The organism is Vibrio profundi, from assembly GCF_005281835.1.
Taxonomy (GTDB): domain Bacteria; phylum Pseudomonadota; class Gammaproteobacteria; order Enterobacterales; family Vibrionaceae; genus Vibrio; species Vibrio profundi.
Genome location: NZ_RZIS01000002.1, coordinates 240,201 through 259,262, shown reverse-complemented (window position 1 = coordinate 259,262; position 19,062 = coordinate 240,201). Strand labels below are relative to the sequence as shown.

Below are 19,062 nucleotides of genomic sequence, written 5' to 3'. Positions count from 1 at the left end.
CCGAAAAAATCTAAGCAGAATTCATCGAATTTAGGCCATACACCGCGGTCACCCCTCGCCCTTCATTAAAGTAAGAGAGCGATTGGCACAATTCAGAGACCAAAACGATGCCTCGACCATGTGTTTTCAGATCGTCATTGTTTCGGTGTTTGTTAACATCAAACCCTTCACCATTATGTTCCAACTGCATGACCAGCTGCTTTTCTGCAGGTTTAAACTCAAGATCGAGCTTCACCCAAGCGTTTTCATCAAGCGCTTGTAAACGTTCTTCTCTCAATTGATAGAATGTATAGAAACCATCTGGGTCATCTTTCAATTTAGAATCCAGCAGCAGCAAACCATGCTCGATGGCATTGGCAAAAAGTTCAGACAATACCGAACACACCAGATCTAAATCTGCACCACCGGATATTACCCCGGTTAAATGTTGGCGAACTTCCGCCATTACAGTCACCGTGCTCAGTACTGGCTTAGGGAAGAACAAAGAAGATTTTGAAGGCACCTGACTTACAAAGTCGGTGTCGCTCATGGTACTCACTTCATCATGGCTTTGGATTGGAAAATCCATTAAAAGAATCGAAACATCGTCGCTTTCGCGCTGGGTAGAGAACTGTTTCACTTCTTCGTAAAGGGTTTCGATGATGGGGCCCGGTTTCACTAACGCTTGCTCTAAGCGCATTTGACCAAATTGCTCACCTGCGTTATTTTCCGCTTCTGTTACGCCATCTGTGTAGCTGACGATTTGCTGGCCTTCTTCAAGCTTGAGGTTAACCAAGTTCACCTCAAACTCGTCTCTACCCAGAACGCCGAGCGGCATATGGCTTGAAATCAACCTACGCTGAATGGTGCGGTCGGCATCCAAAACATAACTGTCAGGCAATCCGCCGCCCCACCAGCTCACATCTAAACCGTTATTTTTAACTTCAAATACGCTCGCCGCGAGCATCATCCCCATAGGTAGAAAGCGCACCAGTGAATCGTTCACTTCAGTGACAATTTCTCCTAGCGACAAGCCTTTAGCTGCCATAGAAAAGAATGCGCGAGAAGCAGGAATGGCCGAAATAGCAGCGGGCAAACCGTGGCCTGTTGCATCGGCAATCATAATGTAGACACCGCCATGAGGCCTTTTGGCGACGACAATTAAATCCCCGTTGAAGACTGTCGAAGGCGTTGAAATGTAATTAACCCCTTGGATATTGGTCAGCTGAGAGCCCATTTCATCCATTAAGTTGGTGAAAATAGATTCAGCGATGGTGTAGTCATATTTTACCTGCTCATGAAAATGACTCAGTTCATCACGCTGCTGTTTCATTTCACTGTGCATACGGGCAATGCGATAATGCGCTTGAACTTTAGCGACCAGTACCGATTTATCAATGGGCTTTGGTATGTAGTCGTCGCCGTAGCTCAAACATTTTTGGTAGGACTCTTGGTCGTTAAGAACGCTCAAAAATAAAATTGGAATATGATGCTCTGGAAAGGCTTCACGAATGTCTTTTGCAGTCGCAAACCCATCTTTCACTGGCATCATTACATCAAGAATAATGATGTCGGGTAGTTCGTCCATTTCTTGCATAGACGCGACCACCACCTCGCCATTTTCATAAGCATCAAACTGTGAAAACAACCCACTAAGCATGATGCGGCATAACTCTCGATTGGTCGCATGATCATCGACAACCATTATTCTCATATCGCTCTCCTTGATCTTAAGAATGGTTATTCAATGACAAACTTTTTATCAAAGCGTGAAATCAATAAGATCTTCTTCACCTGCGGCATGGTGTTGGTGATTTTGATCTTTTTGTCGTTAGGCGCGAGGTACTTCTGCATATTGAGTAGCATCCCTAACCCCGCACTATCGATGTAATCCACTCTTCGAAAATCGATGACGTAATTGAATTCTTTTTTCTCGTGATAACAGCTTCTAAATTCCTGAACCAAGTTGAATCCAAACGCGCCTTCAACCGTGATTTCTATCTTATTATCATTGTGGTTCACTGTGCTTGATATCGTCATAATCGCTCCCTAAAACAGTTCAACTTCACCTTCTTCGATACTTGCTTGACTCGCTGCAGGGCCTCCACGATTTCTGGAGTCTTCTAACAGTTGGTCTAGTTCTAATGCAAACTCTTCTTCGTTAATCTCTTTGGTGGTGAAGCGGTTCATTAATTTCACCACTTCATCAAACACATAAAGGCTGCCATTTGCGTACTCACCTTGCTGACTCACAATGTCGGCAAACTGCAGTGCACGAATACCATTACCTACTTGGCCCGCGAGTTGGCTACCAAGCTCTCTAATTTTGTGGACTTCATTTTCAACCGCTACGTTTACCTGCTGAACCCCTTTCAACATATCGTCGACCTGTTCTTTAGATTCAATCGCGATGGTCATATCAATCGAGGCCATTTCACCTACCGTCGCATTGGCTTGCTTCACGGTGTTTTGAGCAACATTGATTTCGCTTTCTATTTGATCGTTGAGTTCTTTAGCTTTCACAGACAGTTCCCGGACTTCTTGTGCCACCACAGCAAAGCCTCGCCCGGCCTCGCCAGCTCTAGCGGCTTCTATTGCGGCATTTAACGCCAATAAGTTTGTTTGTTCGGAAAGACCACGTACTCGCTCTAGTAAGCGGAAAACCGCGTCAAGCTTGGCCGACATATCGTGAATACTGTGAACCGCTGAAATACTTTTTTCAGACACATCCACCAAGGTAGTCACGAATTGATTAATGATTTCTTCGGTACGAGGCAGTACTCGTGAAAGGCTGTATTCACTGTCTTGGTTAGACAGCATTTCATTCACCAACCCTTCAGATACATGACTTTGTTCTTCACTAATTTTCTGTAAGCCAAAAAAGCTTTCATTGAGCGTTTCTACAGAGTCCTCAATGATCTTGTGTTGTTTACCCAGCGAGTCATGAATATTAGGTAGATTTTCAGAATAGAGCGTTCGCACAGTATCAATCGTTTGTGCTTTGATGCAGGTATGATCTTGATGAGGCGATTTAGCTTCTTTATTCGACTTCTTCGAACGATAAGGAAATGCACACCACGGCAGACCCGCAGCGGCGATCATCAGCCCTATTTGAATACTCGAAGTGGCATAAAAGACTGCAATAGTCAGCAACACTATCTGGCAAGTAATAACGAGCACGTATTTAGCCCGAGAGTTGGAATCCGTTTCAATATCCATATTGACGTCCTGACGTTATATTTTTTATAAGAATTTATTCGTTTACATACTGAGCAAGCACTTTAGGAATTTTAAATAAAGGCTTCACGTGCATCGCTGCGCCAATTTCTACCGCGACTCTAGGCATTCCCCAAACCACAGAAGTCTTTTCATCTTGAGCTATGGTAATGGCTCCTTGCTCTTTCATTTTGAGCATGCCCTGCGCGCCATCATTGCCCATTCCCGTAAGAATGATCGCCATAGCGTTGACACCAACGGCTTCTGCTATCGAGTCAAACATTACATCCACCGATGGTTTATGACGATTCACAGGCGGGCGATCATCAACTTGTCCATACAGCTTAGAACCTTTACGTATAATCACCATGTGCTTGTCACCAGGTGCGACGTAGGCACAACCTTTCACTAAAGGCACCGTACCCGCACTCAGCTCCTGCACTTTCACTTCACTGATACTGTCTAAGCGCTCTGCGAAAGATTTGGTGAACATGGCACTGATATGTTGAGTAATCACAATGGGTGGCAGTCCCGATGGTAAGGCTGACAACACATTTCGTACTGCCTCTGTACCGCCAGTAGACGCGCCAATCCCAATGATTTCGAGCTTAGACTTCCCGCTCGCAACCACGGTTTCAATAGACTGACTTGCTAGCGGTTCACTACTGACATTCGCCCCTGAGGCAATTTTTATCTTGGAGTTAATGAGATCTTTATAGCCAAGCATATCGCCAGTGCTATCCATGGCTGGCTTAGGGAAATAATCGACTGCACCCAACTCCAAAGCGTGCAACGTTGTATCGGCGCCATGCTGAGTTAACGTTGAAATCATCACCACAGGCATCGGGCGCAAGCGCATGAGGTTTTTAAGAAATTGAACGCCATTCATTTTTGGCATTTCGATATCAAGTGTCAGCACATCAGGATTCAATTTCTTGATCAACTCACGCGCTTCATAAGGATCTTCAGCGGAACCTACCACTTCAAGATCTGGATCAGACGAGATCAATTCAGTTAACAGTGAACGAAATACCGGAGAATCATCGACAACTAACACTTTTATCTTTCGCATACCTAAAACAACTCCACATCATCGGCTGGTTTATGACTTTCAATTTCAACTTGTTGAGCGTAATGATCCTCTTCATGTTTAAGATGACTGATCTCGGCAAATGGAATTCGCTTTAGCCAAGCTTTCCCCGTTAAAGGATCAAACAGAATTTTTCTTGGCTCTAAACCTCCTAGATCATAGGCATCGATCTCAAAACGTTCTTGTTTCGCGTAACGGAGAATAAAGTCTACGTTCTTCTCACCGATGGCAGACTTCCGCCCTAGCATTTGCGCGCCGCCAAACAGCTTCATTCTCATGTGGACGCGCTCTGCCCCAAGTGATATCAGCTGGTTAATCAGCATTTCCATCGCATAACTGCCATATCGAGATGCAGTAGATACCACATCATCATGAGACCAGTGATGGTGTTCTGTACTATGAGCGATCGGCAGTAAAAAATGATTCATGCCACCAACATGAGCATAAGGATCCCAAATACAAGCCGCGACACACGAGCCTAACCCAGTGCTAATAATTTCTGGTTGATCAGTACAATACACCCCGCCAGGAAGCACCTTAACCACATGCTGCTTCTTCTGGTTATGGTAAAACCGATTAACATAAGCGCTGTTTTCTCTTGCTAACATGGGCGACTCCGAATAATGCATGGCTATAACCTGTGGTAAATAGTGTTGCCTAGGTGGCGAAATATTTGGCAATCACTTCCAACCCCTTCCGAGTGCCCAATAAATAAGGTGCCATCATCCACTAACTGGTGGTGAAAGCGGTCTATCAACTTTTTCTGTGTCTCTTTATCAAAATAAATCATCACATTGCGACAAGAGATAAGGTCGAATTTCTTTTTCATTGGCCAATCACCGAGCAAGTTAAGCTGATTAAACGTCACATGCTCACGTAGCCGATTGGCACATTTGAACTTACCTTGAAACTCGCCCTTTCCTTTCACAAAGTTCTTTTTCAAATAACGGTTTGGAATACTAGGCAAAGACTCTTCGTCATAAATGGCTTCTTTAGCATGAGCCAATACATTGGTATCCAAATCTGTCGCCAGCAAAGAGACACGTTCGAAGTTATCGAACGCACCTTTATGGCTTAACGATGCCAAATAGCTATAAGGCTCTTCACCTGTCGAGCAGCCTGCTGACCAAATGCGAATCTCTTTTCGACCTTCGGCTTTCCACTTAGGAAGTAACTTCTCTTCGAGATAATCGAAGTGATGCTGCTCGCGGAAAAAGGCCGTTTTATTGGTCGTCAGAGCATTGATGAACTCCATCTTGTCCTGCTCTGAGTGTTCGATTAACTCACGATAATCAACAAAACGAACTAGCCCTTTTTCACGAAGCTTACGGCTCAGCCTGCCATACACCATGGCATATTTTTGATCCGTAAGATGGATGCCAACATTTTTATGAATGAACCACTGTATGAACTTAAAGTCCTTACGGGTTAATTCAAACTCTCTTGCTCCATCTATCTCCATGGCTGTCGAAGCTCTCGCTAGAACTCTTCCCATTCATCACCATCCTCGCCAAGCTTAAGCCCCGAATTAACCACCTTGCTGTGCTTAAGCTCGCTCACTTTTGCTCTTGGCTTCATTGGAGAGACCGTAGATTGGCTTGGCGCGCTACTTCCGTATTGAGCAACATTGCTGTCAGTACTGAAGAAGTTCATTAGGTTCAGTAGCTCTTTACCTTCAGAGCGTAGCGATTGACTTGCAGCCGAGGTTTCTTCTACCAGAGACGCATTTTGCTGTGTCATTTCATCCATAGTGGTGATGGCACGGTTGATTTCGTCAATACCCGTTGATTGCTCAATACTCGATTCAGCGATTTGTCGAATCAGCTCAGATACGCGAGCAACTGCGTCCACGATGTCGTTCAGGGTTTCACCCGACTCATCAACTAAGCGCGAACCTTCATCCACTTTTTCTACGCTGTCTTTGATTAAGCCTTTAATCTCCTTCGCTGCTGCTGCGCTTCGTTGTGCCAAGTTACGAACTTCACCCGCAACAACCGCAAAACCACGCCCTTGTTCACCCGCACGTGCCGCCTCTACTGCAGCATTCAATGCTAGCAAGTTGGTTTGGAAAGCAATTTCATCAATCACGCCGATAATGTCAGCAATCTTCTTACTGGCACTGTTGATTTCAGCCATTGCTTCAACGGCCTGACCAACCACTTCACCGCCTTTGCCCGCTTTCTTAGCCGCATCGTCAGAGAGATCATTCGCCCCTTTCGCGTTATCCGCGTTCTGTTTCACGGTCGCCGTCATTTGTTCCATGCTGGCTGCCGTTTCTTCAAGGTTGGATGCTTGCGCCTCAACACGTTGGCTTAAGTCATTATTACCATCTGCAATCTCAGTAGACGCAGTCGCGACTCGAGCCGACGAGGTCGTGATTTTCTCTACCATATTACGAATGTTGAGAATCGACGTGTTCACCGCTTCCGCTAAGCGGCCAAATTCGCCTTGGTGTTCATCGGACATGGTGCTTTTCAGATCGCCATCAGCCACTTTACTCATGACTCCAATACACTGACCAAGTGGATCGACTAAGGTGTCGAGCAAGCCATTGATCCCATCGCCCAATTCCTTCATGAATCCGCTGTAAACCGAGGTGTCAATTCGCTCATCAAGCTGACCTGCGGTTGCTTTCTGAATTAAGCTTTCAACTTGGCGTTGGCCGTCTTTTTGCTCGGTAATGTCTATCCACTGCAAAGCTGGGCCCATGTAATTGCCTGAAGCATCGTGCATGGCGATACAGGTTAAGTTGAACTCTAACGCGCCGACTTTAATATCAGATGAGAAAGGGAGTCGGTCAGGGTTGGCGATAATGCCACGTTGGTGAGCTGGATTCTTATGGAAGATATCAATGTTCTTGCCAACCAGGTTCGACGCATCGAAGCTCGGTAATTCAGCTTGAATATCTCGCTCTCTTGATTTTAATAGCGTAGAAAGCGAAGGATTGAGGTACTGGATAATGCCATCTTCATCAGCCATCATCAGGTTAGTCGTCATCCCTTCTACTGCCGAAGCTAGGCGGCCAATCTCGGCTTCTTTAGCACGCTCTTCTGTTACATCCTGCCACTCAAGCGTATTACCAATATAGTTTCCATCCACGTCCATGATTGCAGCAACGTTGAGCTGAATTCTGAGATCCGCAATGGCAATATCTGTGGTGTACGGCAAGTTATTAGGGTCAGACAATAATTGTCGCTGGTGGGCAGGATTACGGTGGAATTCATCAATACAGCGGCCCATTAGCCAATCTTCTGTCGCAGTAAAGCCAGACCAAACCGTTCTCAACGTCGCTTCGTGTTTCTTAAACAAGGAGACCGTTTCATGGTTAGCGTAAGTAATTAAGAAATCGCGATCTATCATCACCATGGCTGTTTGTGCTTGATCGACAGCCGACTGTAAACGCACTACGTTATTTTCACGAATACGTTCATCAGTTACGTCTTTCCACTCCAAAGTGTTACCGACGTATTCGCCTTGCGCATTGATGATCGCCGCAACATTCAATTCTATTTTCAGGTCAGCAATTGAAATATCTGTGGTATACGGCAGGTTAGCAGGCGTGCTCAGCATCTGTCTTTGGTGCGCTGGGTTTTTATGGAACTCATCAATACAACGCCCCATCAACCACTCTTCGCTGGCGGTAAATCCAGGCCATACCGTTTTCAACGTCGCTTCATGCTTCTTAAACAGAGCGACGGTTTCGTGGTTGGCATAGGTGATCAAGAAATCACGGTCGATCATCACCATCGCTGTTTGTGCTTGGTCGACAGCCGACTGTAAACGCACCACGTTATTTTCGCGAATACGTTCTTCCGTCACGTCTTTCCACTCTAATGTGTTGCCTACGTACTCGCCTTGCGCATTGATGATCGCCGCAACATTCAATTCTATTTTCAGGTCAGCAATCGAAATATCTGTGGTATACGGCAAATTATCTGGTGTACTCAGCATTTGTCTTTGGTGAGCAGGGTTCTTATGGAACTCATCAATACAACGCCCCATCAACCACTCTTCGCTGGCGGTAAATCCAGGCCATACCGTTTTCAACGTAGCTTCATGTTTCTTAAACAGAGCGACGGTTTCGTGGTTGGCATAGGTGATCAAGAAATCACGGTCGATCATCACCATCGCGGTCTGTGCTTGATCGATTGCCGACTGCAAACGCACCACGTTATTTTCGCGAATACGCTCTTCCGTCACATCTTTCCATTCTAAAGTATTACCCACATACTCGCCTTGCGCATTAATGATTGCGGCGACGTTGAGCTCAATTTTAAGGTCAGCGATCGAGATATCTGTGGTGTATGGCAAGTTGTCTGGCGTGCTCAGCATTTGTCTTTGGTGAGCAGGGTTCTTATGGAACTCATCAATACAGCGGCCCATCAACCATTCTTCGCTGGCGGTAAATCCTGACCATACGGTTCGTAATGTCGCTTCGTGTTTTTTGAACAGTGATATCGTTTCTTGGTTCGCGTAAGTGATCAAGAAATCGCGGTCAATCATCACCATCGCAGTTTGTGCTTGGTCGACAGCGGCTTGAAGACGCGCGACATTATTTTCTTGCGCTCGCAGTTCAGTTACGTCATTCCACTCCAAAGTATTGCCCGTATACTCGCCATTCGCGTCAATGATCGCGCCCACATTAAGCTCTAAAAGCACATCTTTGACATTGATGGTGGTGGTGTAAGGTAAGTTAGCCGGGTTAGAAAGAAGCTGTCTTTGATGTTGAGGGTTGGCATGAAAACCATCGATACAGAAACCTTCGAGAAAATCTTTATCGGCGCGAAATGACGGCCATACCGATTGAAACAAAGTCTCATGAGTTTTCAGTAGCTGAATCGAACGCTCATTGACATAAGTGATGTTAAATTCTCTGTCTACCATCATCAGCGCCGTTTGTGCCGCGCCCAATGCCGAAAGTAGCTGCTCTTTGGAAAGACCTTCTTCTTCCGCTGGAGTTTCTTCCATTAATGTATCTTGTACAGGTGACGTGTAAGCCGCCACTGGTTCCTTTCTTCTATTCCAGAATGACATAAATTACCTCACATTAGCGCTTCTTCTACTGACGAGTTAGTTAGCTCATTAACATCAAACAGAGCTTCAAGATTAATAATAATTAGGTGCCCATTAGCCTCTGAAGCTATTCCTTTGATGTAACTTTCATCTAAGGTAAGAGACATATGCGGAGCAGGTTTGATGGCAGTTGGTTCTAAGGCGTATACCTCAGCAACCGCATCCACAATGATGCCCAAAGGGTGTTTATTGGTATCATTAAGAACAATCACGACGGTGGTCGCATTAATCACGGCAGGCTTAAGATTAAATCGCATCCTAAGATCCACGATAGGCACGTACTCACCACGAATTTCGAGTACGCCAATTAAAAAATCAGGCGAGTTAGGCACCGTGCGCACATCGCTCCAGCCACGTACTTCTCGCACGTCTAAAATAGGGACTGCATACTCTTCTTCTTCCAATATAAAGCTCAAGTACTCTTCCGCTTCCATGCTTTACCCTGCCTTTAAGATAAGATCGATATTCAATAATTCTTCAGTGTCGAGGAGTGACATCACTTGCTCATCCACATTGAGCAAACCTTGAATGAATGGGCCAATACTCGATTCGCCAACCGAGGGATACAAATCGTTATCGCCTTGGCTGACCACATCGGACACCGCATCCACTACCAAGCCCATTAACTGTTCAGATTCACCGTTTGAGCTTCTTAGGACTAACACCACGGTTGTTGGCAGATAATCACACTCGCCAATATCAAAGCGAGCTCTTAAGTCAACGATTGGCACTATCATTCCGCGTAGGTTGATCACCCCTTTGACAAAGCTTGGTGAACGAGGGATCGGTGTTGGACGTTCCCACACTCGAATTTCCTCGACGTCTTGAATCACCACGCCATACAATTCTTTGTCTAAACGAAAACTCAGGAAATCAGCGTTTTCGCTGATTTCCGCACTCATCATGTTATTCGGGTCTTGCTCTTTTTCTGCTTCGGGAACGGCTTCCATTTTCCACTCCTAAACTAAGTGTCTTATCGCTTGCCGCTGTTAAGCCGCAATGCCTTTTTTCGTCGCTGAGTCTCTACTCTTATCTAAGAACGAGGTGATCAAACCTTGAATATCCAATATCAAAGACACCGAACCATCACCTAAAATAGTCGCGCCTGAAATGCCTGCCACTTTGCTGTAGTTCGACTCTAAGCTCTTAATCACCACTTGCTGCTGATCGAGCAATTCATCAATCAGTAAACCAACTCGATTTCCAGCCGCTTCTACAAAGCAAAGTATTCGGTCTTGTAGGTCACCGCTTTCGCCCATTTCAAATTCATCTTGTAAACGTACGATAGGAATATTTTCATCACGTAGACGATAAAGCTCGACCCCACCCGATGCGTGCTTGACGCAGTCTTTGTCAATTTGAATCGATTCAATGATCGTAAGCAGAGGAATGATGTACACTTCCCCACTGACTCGGACTAATTGCCCATCGAGAATCGCTAACGTCAGCGGCAGGCTGATGGTAAATTTGCTGCCCTTGCCGAGTTTAGATTCCACTTCAATATGGCCGCCTAGCTCTTCGATATTTCGTTTCACCACATCCATGCCAACGCCACGCCCTGAGATATCAGAAACTTCGTCTGCGGTTGAAAAGCCCGGAGCGAAAATTAGGTTTACCACTTGTTTGTCGGTCATCTCCTCACGGCGGGCATCTTCCGCTACCACGCCCTTCTTCTTCGCTTTTTCCCACAGCACATCGCAGTTGATTCCCGCACCGTCGTCTTCCACTTCAATAACAATGGAGCCGCCTTGGTGAAACGCATCTAGTTTGATGACGCCCATTTCAGGTTTTCCGCTTTGTACTCGTTGTTCTGGAAGCTCAATGCCGTGGTCGATACCGTTTCTCACTAAGTGCACCAATGGGTCGACAATGCGTTCCAATACGGTTTTATCGAGTTCGGTATTTTCACCGAGGATTTGCAGATCCACCTCTTTTTCAAGGCGGCCACACAAATCACGAACTAAACGTGGGAATCGGCTAAATGCGAAACTCATCGGTAGCATTCGAATGTTCAATACATTCTCTTGAAGGTCTTTACTGTTTTGGAGAAGTTGGTCGAGCCCTGCTTTCAGTTTCTCTAATTTATCGACACTGAAATCGTTGCCTATTTCAGTAAGCATCGATTGAGTGATCACCAGCTCACCAACTAAGTTAATTAAGCCATCCACTTTATCGATGTCGACTCGAATGGAGCTAACGCCAGTTTCTGTCTTCGCAGGTTTATTTGCGGCGGCAGGTTTATTTTCCGGTTCAGACTTGGCTGGTGTAGCTGAGGTTTCAGCTACGACATCTGTCTTAGGTTCATTCTCTTCTTTCGTTACTGGTTCAGGCTGTGAAGCCTCTGAGCCTTCATCAGATACAGAGACTTCATCACTAATCAGCCTTTCAATCGTTAAATCACATTCATCTTCAACCCACTCAAATATTTCGAGAATGTCGTCCTTTTCGATATCCGCAGCCAAAATAAATGACCAGCTTAAGTAACAAAGCTCTGACTCGATTTCATGAAGCTCTGGCAATTCAGGAGTTAAACATTGAATGCTGACATTAGGATCGAGGTCTTTCACTTCTCTAATGATGCGTAGCGGGTCATTACCACTGAAGAAAATCTCAGAATGAGGGATGAACTCCACTGCCCAAGGAGACGCTTCCGAAGGAGACTTGGTAGCTGGATCAGTGGCGGGAATATCTTCAACTGCAGGAGAATCAGTACTTGGAGATTCATTTGTCGCTTGCGTGTCATCTAGCAGTAATTTGAGTTCAACGTTCACTGATTCTTTGAAATCAGCATCAACCTCAGAATTGCTCTCGTGCCCTTCAAGCATGTTCTTAATACAGTCACAGCTTCTTAGTAGAACATCCACGCTCGCCTTAGTAAGGAACAACTCACCGTTTCTAACTAGATCGAGATAGGCTTCCACCGAATGCGTAAATTCACTGATATCAAACAAGTTAAACGTCGCAGCTCCTCCTTTAATGGAATGCGCCGCTCGAAAGATGGTGTTAATGGTTTCAATATCGGTGGAGGTAGGGTCTAGCTCTAGCAGTACTTCCTCAAGCACTTCTAAGTTTTCACGACATTCTTCGTAGAACATCTTCCTTAGTTGGTCCATATCTAAAGCCATAATCATCCCTACCCTGATGGAGCATATTTTTGATTTTGTTTGTGAGGCGCCTAACTATTGCAGTTATAAACCTGATGCAGCTATAAAACTCGTTTTAGCGTTTTGAGCAAAGTCTCGGGATTAAACGGTTTTACTAACCACCCCGTTGCACCCGCCGACTTCCCTTCCTGTTTTTTCTCGGTGCTGGTTTCGGTCGTCAGCATCAAAATGGGAATAAACTTGTAATGGGGGATACCACGAATTGCACGGACCAAATCGAAGCCGCCCATGATTGGCATGTTGACGTCCGAAATGACGACATCAAATTTGGTGGTTTTCGATTTTCTTAAAGCATCACTGCCGTCATTGGCGGTTTCCACTTCATAGCCTGCATCTTTTAGGGTGTGACTAACCATCTGACGAATAGATACTGAGTCATCGACTGCTAGGATTTTCTTCATATATAACCCTCAAAGTTCCTTTTCGGAGTAAAACTGTTTCTCTAGATTCAGTAATACAATCGCATCGGTTAATACCGAAGAGGTGTTTGTCATACTGATATCTAAACCGGCACGTTTAGCTGAATTGAAAAGTGACGCTAGGGTTTGAAGGCCTGCGGTATCGACACGTACCACTTGAGAGGCATCAATTGAGATAGGACTATCTTGCTTAAGCCATTCTAGGTATTTATCTTTAGAGTTGAGAACAGTAGAGATCTCAAGGGACTCTTCTAGCACACATTCCATGTTAATCCTGCTACTTTATTATTATTAGCCAATATGACGGTGTTGCTTATCTTTGAGTGTAGATAGGAATATTGATTTATCAAATAGATAGTAAAATTAAATACCCCTTCAAATAACAAGTGGTTTAGCCGAAACTCTGGCCTAATAAAAACAACACGTTATGAAAAAGGATTTATCAGTAGTGATTAGTCAAGGTTTGAAGAGAAATGTTGTAAGGCTATGAGATTTGGTCAGTTTACAGTGTAAATCTTTCGTTCACTTTACACTGTAAATTTAATTGGAGATTAAGGGCTTATTTACAGTGTAAATTATGAAGTAAGTATATGATGTCTTGCCTTAACTTTTGCTCAATTTGCTTACGACCTGAAAACTGAAAGTGATGGATACAATCATGCCAAGGCTGCTTCTGTATCACTTTCTTTATCAGTAGATCACTCACCCATTCTCTTTGATTCTGCTTAAGCGACAGAATTAAGCGTTCAAGCATAGAAGCGATACTGTCAAAGCTGTTGCCCCCGGAAGCGTAGTTTTCGAGAAGTAGTCGATGGTTAGGTTTGAGAGCCAACTGTGGATAAACCGAGAGTAGCGCTCTCACCATTTCGGTCTCTAATGTAGCCAATGAACTTGATAGTAAATACTGGAAGCTATCAGTGAACTCGTGACCCGCAGCTTCACACCACAATTGCGCTTGCTCGGACAACGCATCGACCATTACCAGTGAATGGCAGCCACTCGCCTGATCTCGCTGGTGCCCCAAATGCAGACTGCTAAATCCATTGTTCGTCCAAAATGTCACTAACTCGCTCGTCGCACCAAAGCTGGTGGCAAGGTAATCATATTGTGTTGCAGATTGTCGAACGCGTTTTATCATGTCGCTGCCAATCCCCGTTCTCTGCAAGTTTGGATGGACAGCAATTCTCATAATACGTAAACAAGATTGCTCTGCCGCTTCACTAATACCGATATGATTAGCGAGTAACGCAGGAACAAGATGACCTCTCGGGCGACGTTTACCTAGCTGAATATCTTGTATCAAACCTGATTCTAAATTACCTTCAGCTACAGACAGAACGCAGCCAATACAAGTTTGCTGGCTTAGTAAAACATGAAGTTTCATGTCAGGGTTCGCCAATAGCTGCATTAGGTCATTTGGCGATGTTTGGTAATGTGCATTGACCAACAGCGCAAAGCACTGCTTTAGTAGTTCAGGTGATTGCAGGTAATCAGTGCGCTCTAATACTCGCCAAGTGAGTGAGCCTTCAGAAACAGAAGCAGCATTCAACTCTTCATCGATTTCTGAATTCAAAAGAAACGCATCAAATAGCCAAGCTTCTAGTGGGTCTCCACTTGCCCATCGAATAGGTTGCTCGATCTGAAATGCTTTCCAGCCAGGTCTTTGCTCAGATAGCCAAGTTTGGAACTTGATCCCAAAGCCACGACCGCTTCCCTCATAGCCATGAACGGTTGTTGAAAATACCGCGCGGTGATAACGCTCAACCATACTCTTCAACATAGGCAATGGAATCGATGCCGCTTCATCAACCAGCAATAAATCGCACGAATACGCTTCTCTCAGTAACTCATCTGGTGCGACAAACTTAAGCTCACCAGCTTGATAACGGAGATGATTAGCACTCACAAATTCAGAATCAGGTAAAAGGTTGTTCGCGTGTTCGAAAACAGGTGCAATAGATTTAGAAGACGATGCGGTGATCAAAATACGATAAGGCTTCTGTTGTAGAAGCTGCGCAGCCGCGATACCTAATGCACTACTTTTTCCACGGCCGCGATCCGCTGTAACCACCAAAGGACGCTTTCTATGGCCAGTCACTACTTTATGAATTAAGGAGACAGCCTGTTTCTGCTGTTCAAAGATATCGCTTTCTTTATCTCTAACCACTTCCAAGTCAGGAAGTTCAGGAGCAGCTTGATTTTGAATAATTTGATAAAGCTTATTGAAGTGCGAATGAAGCCAGTGTTGATCCGCCTCGATGGAATCAGACGACATTTTGGGAGGCAAAATCAGTAATACTCCTCCCCCAACCAAGGCACCTAATGCAGCACTAAACCCATTCGCATCAAAACCTTCTCGGCAATCACAAATCAAAAGTTGGCATTCTCGCCCAAGCAATCCCTGCCCCTTCTTCATCGCGACTTGTGTTATGCCGTTAAATGCAGCGCCACCAATCTGAAAAATATTGTCGGCATAATAAGTGTCGATAACGCTCTGAACCAGAGACTGTTGCCAAATGTCCTCGCCATTAACCACAACACCATAACGGTGACGATTTTGTTTAGCGATTTTGGAAAGTTGAAGAAGGTAAGAAATTGAAGAGTTCATAACGATGCCCAATGTTGCGATGCGGACATGGTAGCACAGCTAAAGAAAAAGCCGCACAAGGCGGCTTTAGAGGAAGAGAGTATCTAACGTAAAACTATGAATCTAACTTTGACTCTACAAACGCCAAGATTTCTTTCATGGTCGCGTCATCAACTTTCTTTAAGTTCAATGCTAAGTTTGAACCTTTACGGCTATAAGTTGCACGGCCTTTAACTAAGTCGACTTTGCTTGAAGGCGCTTTAACTGGCGCAGGTGCCAACTCTAGAATCCAAGATTCAATAGTTTCAGTCACCTCTTTGGTTAGACGAGAAACCCCTTGAGCTTGGCTACGTTGCCACACAAATCCTTCGGTGTTCGCACACTTTTTCAATAGCTCTTGCTGCTGATCTTCATCTAAAGTTGCAAACTGCTTATGTAACTTCACGATGGTTGGTCGGCCTAAGTCGCTCACATTTGGGTATGCTTGTAATAGCTCCAACGGTAAATCAGCGGCCTTAAGGGCGCCACTTACCAAAGCTTCACTACACTGAAACATTTTCGCCAGAGCTTTTTGGTCTTCAGCTTCGCCACTTTCCAATTTAGCTTGCATCTCTTTACCTTTCTCATAAAGAGATAAAGGCTTATGAGCATTCGCCACGTCAGAAAGGAATTTAGCGTGCTCGGTATTAATGCCTTCAGCAACGTAAATTAAGAACTCTTTTTCCGCCAAGATACAAGACATACGACGACGGCTACCATCGAGAACTTCAATCTTACCGTTCTCTGCTTTACGGCCAACTGCTGGGTATTGTTGCCCACGCTCACGTAATGTCGTCAATACATCAGATAGAGCGTGCTCATTTAAGAAAGACTGCTCACGAGCATTATCAGCAAAGACTACTGTCTTATTCGCGATTTGATCTGCCGGAATACGGACTAGCTCAAACGATACTAGCTCTTCACCAGCAACAGATAATTCAATCACCTGCGCCTGTTCTTTCGCAGCTGTTTGCGCTTCTTGCGGTGTAACTACACGACGTTTATTGGCTTTACCAAAAAGCTTTGCATTCAAGTCAGATGTTTTAATTGCCATAGTCTAATTACCCCTGATTCAATGAAGACCAATTGCTGTGTAATACACGTTCAAGTTCCAGCGCACTTTTTTGTACCGCGTCTTGCGCTGTCGCCAATGTTTTCTTACCACCTTCGAAATCACTAGTGGTCAAATCAAAGACTGTGCTGTATGTATCAGCACAAGTTTCGAATGCACGGCTACGTGGAATCGTCGCCATCATAACTTGATCACCCAATAGGTAATTCATCTCAGTAAGAACGGAAACTTGCTTCTTATTGTCATCTTCAAACATGGTTGGCATCAAACGTACAAACTCTAGCCCTTTCCAATCTTCTGGGAACATTTCGTAAACCGTTGGAAGGTGCTGGAAGAAGTTCACTGTTGAAGCCCAGTCCAAACGTTTTGCCGCACATGGGATCAGCAAAGCATTGGATGCGTACATCGCGTTCCATACTAGTGGATCGACGTGTGGGCCAGTATCAATCATGATGACATCAAAATCGTCGGCAATTTTGTCAATCAGCTTTTCTTTAAGCAGACGAACAATATCTAACGACTGATTTTGAGAAAGGTGCTGCCACGCTTCGGCGTTGAACATCGCATCTTCTGGGAAAGCAGAAATAGTTTTCAGGTTCGGATACTGAGTTGGCAACAATACGTTCTTACGTAAAAACTCCGCATCAACTTCTTGGTCTTCTGGAACGTTGTCCAGCATGATATCAACCGCAGAGTAGATATTCTCATGCTCCGCAACGCTGATTTGCGGGTTCAAGAACAGACGTAAAGAGCCTTGTGGATCTAAATCGATAAGACAAATACGGTAGCGTTTATCCAAATTCAATGAAAGACAAGCCGCTAAATGAACCGCTGTCATCGACTTACCGGTACCACCCTTCTGGTTCTGAACATTAATAATCCATGGTTTATTGTCACCATGTTTCTTACGCTCATGAAACTTAGCAACGCCAGCGGCGTCCATAAGCATGTGGGCTTCTTCTAATGAAATCGAATAATGATTGGCATTGTTTTTTGTAAACTGATGTCCGGCCGCTTCAAGCTTGCTGATAGCGTCATCCAGTTTACGGCGAGTCAAGCCAGAACGTGTTTCCATTAAAGCTTTAGACATCGGAGGAAAGTGCTCGTCGCTTCTCTCTTCCAAAACAATCTCAATTCGATCTGCCTGAACTTGCTGAGTCTGTTCGGCTAATTGATAGAGATTATCAATCGTTTGTTCTCTTTTCATTGCCAATTTCCGTAATGATTAACTAAAGACAGATTGTACAACAAACACAACCAAATACAATAAAAAGCTGAACATACATTTATGAGCGAAATCACATAAAAATGAGCATATGTGGTCTTATTGATGAATATACCAATATTCAGGGACCAATTTCACCTTCATAATGAGACCCAAAATCGAACAGATTTAAAGTGTTACAGCATCACTTATTTACATTGTAAATTTAAATACAAGAAAATTAACCGGAACGATTGAAATTTCTTCACCAACTACGGTAAATGTGATTTGGACTATATTTACAGCAAATTGTCTATCCGTGAGTATCGCTCTCTCTTCCAAGCTTGCTAAGGCAAACTCTGCTTATCTAGCAACAAAAGCTAGTCAGCCACGGAAACATGATCAAGAACCGACAAAATCACAAACCGGCAAGAAAACGAACAATAAGGAAGAATGATCAAGGGAAATAGCGCGAACACTGGAGGTTAGTAAGATCACAGATAGAGGGATCCTTGATCGGAAAAATGATCAAGCTAATTACACTTCCGGAAGCATGAGTTTTTATAGCCAAATTACGGAGGAATGTAGATAGACTGGGACTTTATCTCGAAAAGCACGACCTCAATACACAAATCAAACTAACGCATTACTGAAATACATTTACACACCATATACCTGATCATGCTTTCGTAAGTATTCGGTGTCATGTCCAGATACAGTACTATGCACTCGGTCAGTTCCAATAGATGAGCAAACAAACAAATTGGAGGTAATTTCATCATATTTCACAAAAAACACGAATTCCTTGATCATCTTTCCGAATCGTTTTGCTTAAAGAAACGCGTAATAGAATTTGTTTGAGCGGAAATTTTATATTCGACTGTGGATAACATGTATAAACAAGATGATCATGCTTTCAGGGCTCACATGATCATGCTTTATAGTTCTAATGATCATCGTTCTGGGATATTCTGATCATGCTTTCTGAATATCAATGATCATAGTTTCGGGGTTTATATGATCATGCTTTCCAAAGCTATAAAATAAAATCAATAAATAACAACCACTTAAAAGCAATCGCCCGTCTAGATCATTAGATCATATAATCAATATAGATCAGTTTAATCAAATAGATCAGTTATTTAAAAGCCAATAAAATCTCTTTATTTATGATCATTTTTTCATTATCCTCATGGAACTATAGTGATATTACGGCTAG

Annotated in this window: 15 protein-coding genes; all 15 read right to left on the bottom strand. The window is 44.1% G+C overall.

Features of this window, described 5'->3' with window-relative positions; translation table 11 throughout:
* Positions 1-10 precede the first annotated feature (10 nt).
* The 15 genes from ELZ11_RS06075 to ELZ11_RS06005 all read right to left on the bottom strand — a co-directional run bounded on the left by ELZ11_RS06075 (position 11) and on the right by ELZ11_RS06005 (position 17,846).
* Positions 11-1,693 carry a fused response regulator/phosphatase gene (locus tag ELZ11_RS06075; protein ID WP_137356490.1) on the bottom strand — a complete coding sequence of 561 codons (1,683 nt, stop codon included), beginning with the start codon at positions 1,691-1,693 and terminating at the stop codon, positions 11-13.
* 26 nt (positions 1,694-1,719) lie between these two features.
* Positions 1,720-2,019, bottom strand: coding sequence for an STAS domain-containing protein (locus ELZ11_RS06070; RefSeq protein WP_137356489.1), 300 nt, complete (start codon positions 2,017-2,019; stop codon positions 1,720-1,722).
* A gap of 9 nt (positions 2,020-2,028) precedes the next feature.
* The gene (locus ELZ11_RS06065) at positions 2,029-3,198 is read right to left on the bottom strand and encodes a methyl-accepting chemotaxis protein (protein ID WP_137356488.1); all 1,170 of its coding nucleotides are present in this window, start codon (positions 3,196-3,198) and stop codon (positions 2,029-2,031) included.
* Positions 3,199-3,232: 34 nt separating this feature from the next.
* Positions 3,233-4,267: a protein-glutamate methylesterase/protein-glutamine glutaminase gene (locus ELZ11_RS06060; RefSeq protein WP_137356487.1), complete on the bottom strand. Its 1,035-nt coding sequence runs from the start codon at positions 4,265-4,267 to the stop codon at positions 3,233-3,235.
* A gap of 2 nt (positions 4,268-4,269) precedes the next feature.
* Positions 4,270-4,893 (bottom strand): chemotaxis protein CheD, encoded by a 624-nt coding sequence (locus ELZ11_RS06055; RefSeq protein WP_244291618.1) that lies wholly within the window; start codon positions 4,891-4,893, stop codon positions 4,270-4,272.
* A 23-nt stretch (positions 4,894-4,916) separates the two neighbouring features.
* The gene (locus ELZ11_RS06050) at positions 4,917-5,780 is read right to left on the bottom strand and encodes a CheR family methyltransferase (protein WP_137356485.1); all 864 of its coding nucleotides are present in this window, start codon (positions 5,778-5,780) and stop codon (positions 4,917-4,919) included.
* Positions 5,765-9,319 (bottom strand): aerotaxis transducer Aer2, encoded by a 3,555-nt coding sequence (gene aer2, locus ELZ11_RS06045; protein ID WP_137356484.1) that lies wholly within the window; start codon positions 9,317-9,319, stop codon positions 5,765-5,767. Before aer2 ends, ELZ11_RS06050 begins: the two co-directional genes overlap by 16 nt.
* Before the next feature lie 8 nt (positions 9,320-9,327).
* Positions 9,328-9,792: a chemotaxis protein CheW gene (locus ELZ11_RS06040; protein ID WP_137356483.1), complete on the bottom strand. Its 465-nt coding sequence runs from the start codon at positions 9,790-9,792 to the stop codon at positions 9,328-9,330.
* Positions 9,793-9,795: 3 nt separating this feature from the next.
* Positions 9,796-10,263 carry a chemotaxis protein CheW gene (locus ELZ11_RS06035; protein ID WP_374939807.1) on the bottom strand — a complete coding sequence of 156 codons (468 nt, stop codon included), beginning with the start codon at positions 10,261-10,263 and terminating at the stop codon, positions 9,796-9,798.
* A gap of 84 nt (positions 10,264-10,347) precedes the next feature.
* The gene (locus ELZ11_RS06030) at positions 10,348-12,483 is read right to left on the bottom strand and encodes a chemotaxis protein CheA (protein WP_137356481.1); all 2,136 of its coding nucleotides are present in this window, start codon (positions 12,481-12,483) and stop codon (positions 10,348-10,350) included.
* Positions 12,484-12,563: 80 nt separating this feature from the next.
* Complete coding sequence (locus tag ELZ11_RS06025; RefSeq protein WP_137356480.1) at positions 12,564-12,923, bottom strand: response regulator; 360 nt, start codon at positions 12,921-12,923, stop codon at positions 12,564-12,566.
* 9 nt (positions 12,924-12,932) lie between these two features.
* Entirely contained in the window at positions 12,933-13,208 is a 276-nt protein-coding gene (locus tag ELZ11_RS06020) for an STAS domain-containing protein (RefSeq protein WP_137356479.1), read from the bottom strand.
* Between the two features lie 292 nt (positions 13,209-13,500).
* Positions 13,501-15,549 carry a tRNA(Met) cytidine acetyltransferase TmcA gene (locus tag ELZ11_RS06015; protein WP_137356478.1) on the bottom strand — a complete coding sequence of 683 codons (2,049 nt, stop codon included), beginning with the start codon at positions 15,547-15,549 and terminating at the stop codon, positions 13,501-13,503.
* A 94-nt stretch (positions 15,550-15,643) separates the two neighbouring features.
* Entirely contained in the window at positions 15,644-16,621 is a 978-nt protein-coding gene (locus tag ELZ11_RS06010) for a ParB/RepB/Spo0J family partition protein (RefSeq protein ID WP_137356477.1), read from the bottom strand.
* A gap of 7 nt (positions 16,622-16,628) precedes the next feature.
* Complete coding sequence (locus ELZ11_RS06005) at positions 16,629-17,846, bottom strand: ParA family protein (protein WP_137356476.1); 1,218 nt, start codon at positions 17,844-17,846, stop codon at positions 16,629-16,631.
* Positions 17,847-19,062: the final 1,216 nt, after the last annotated feature.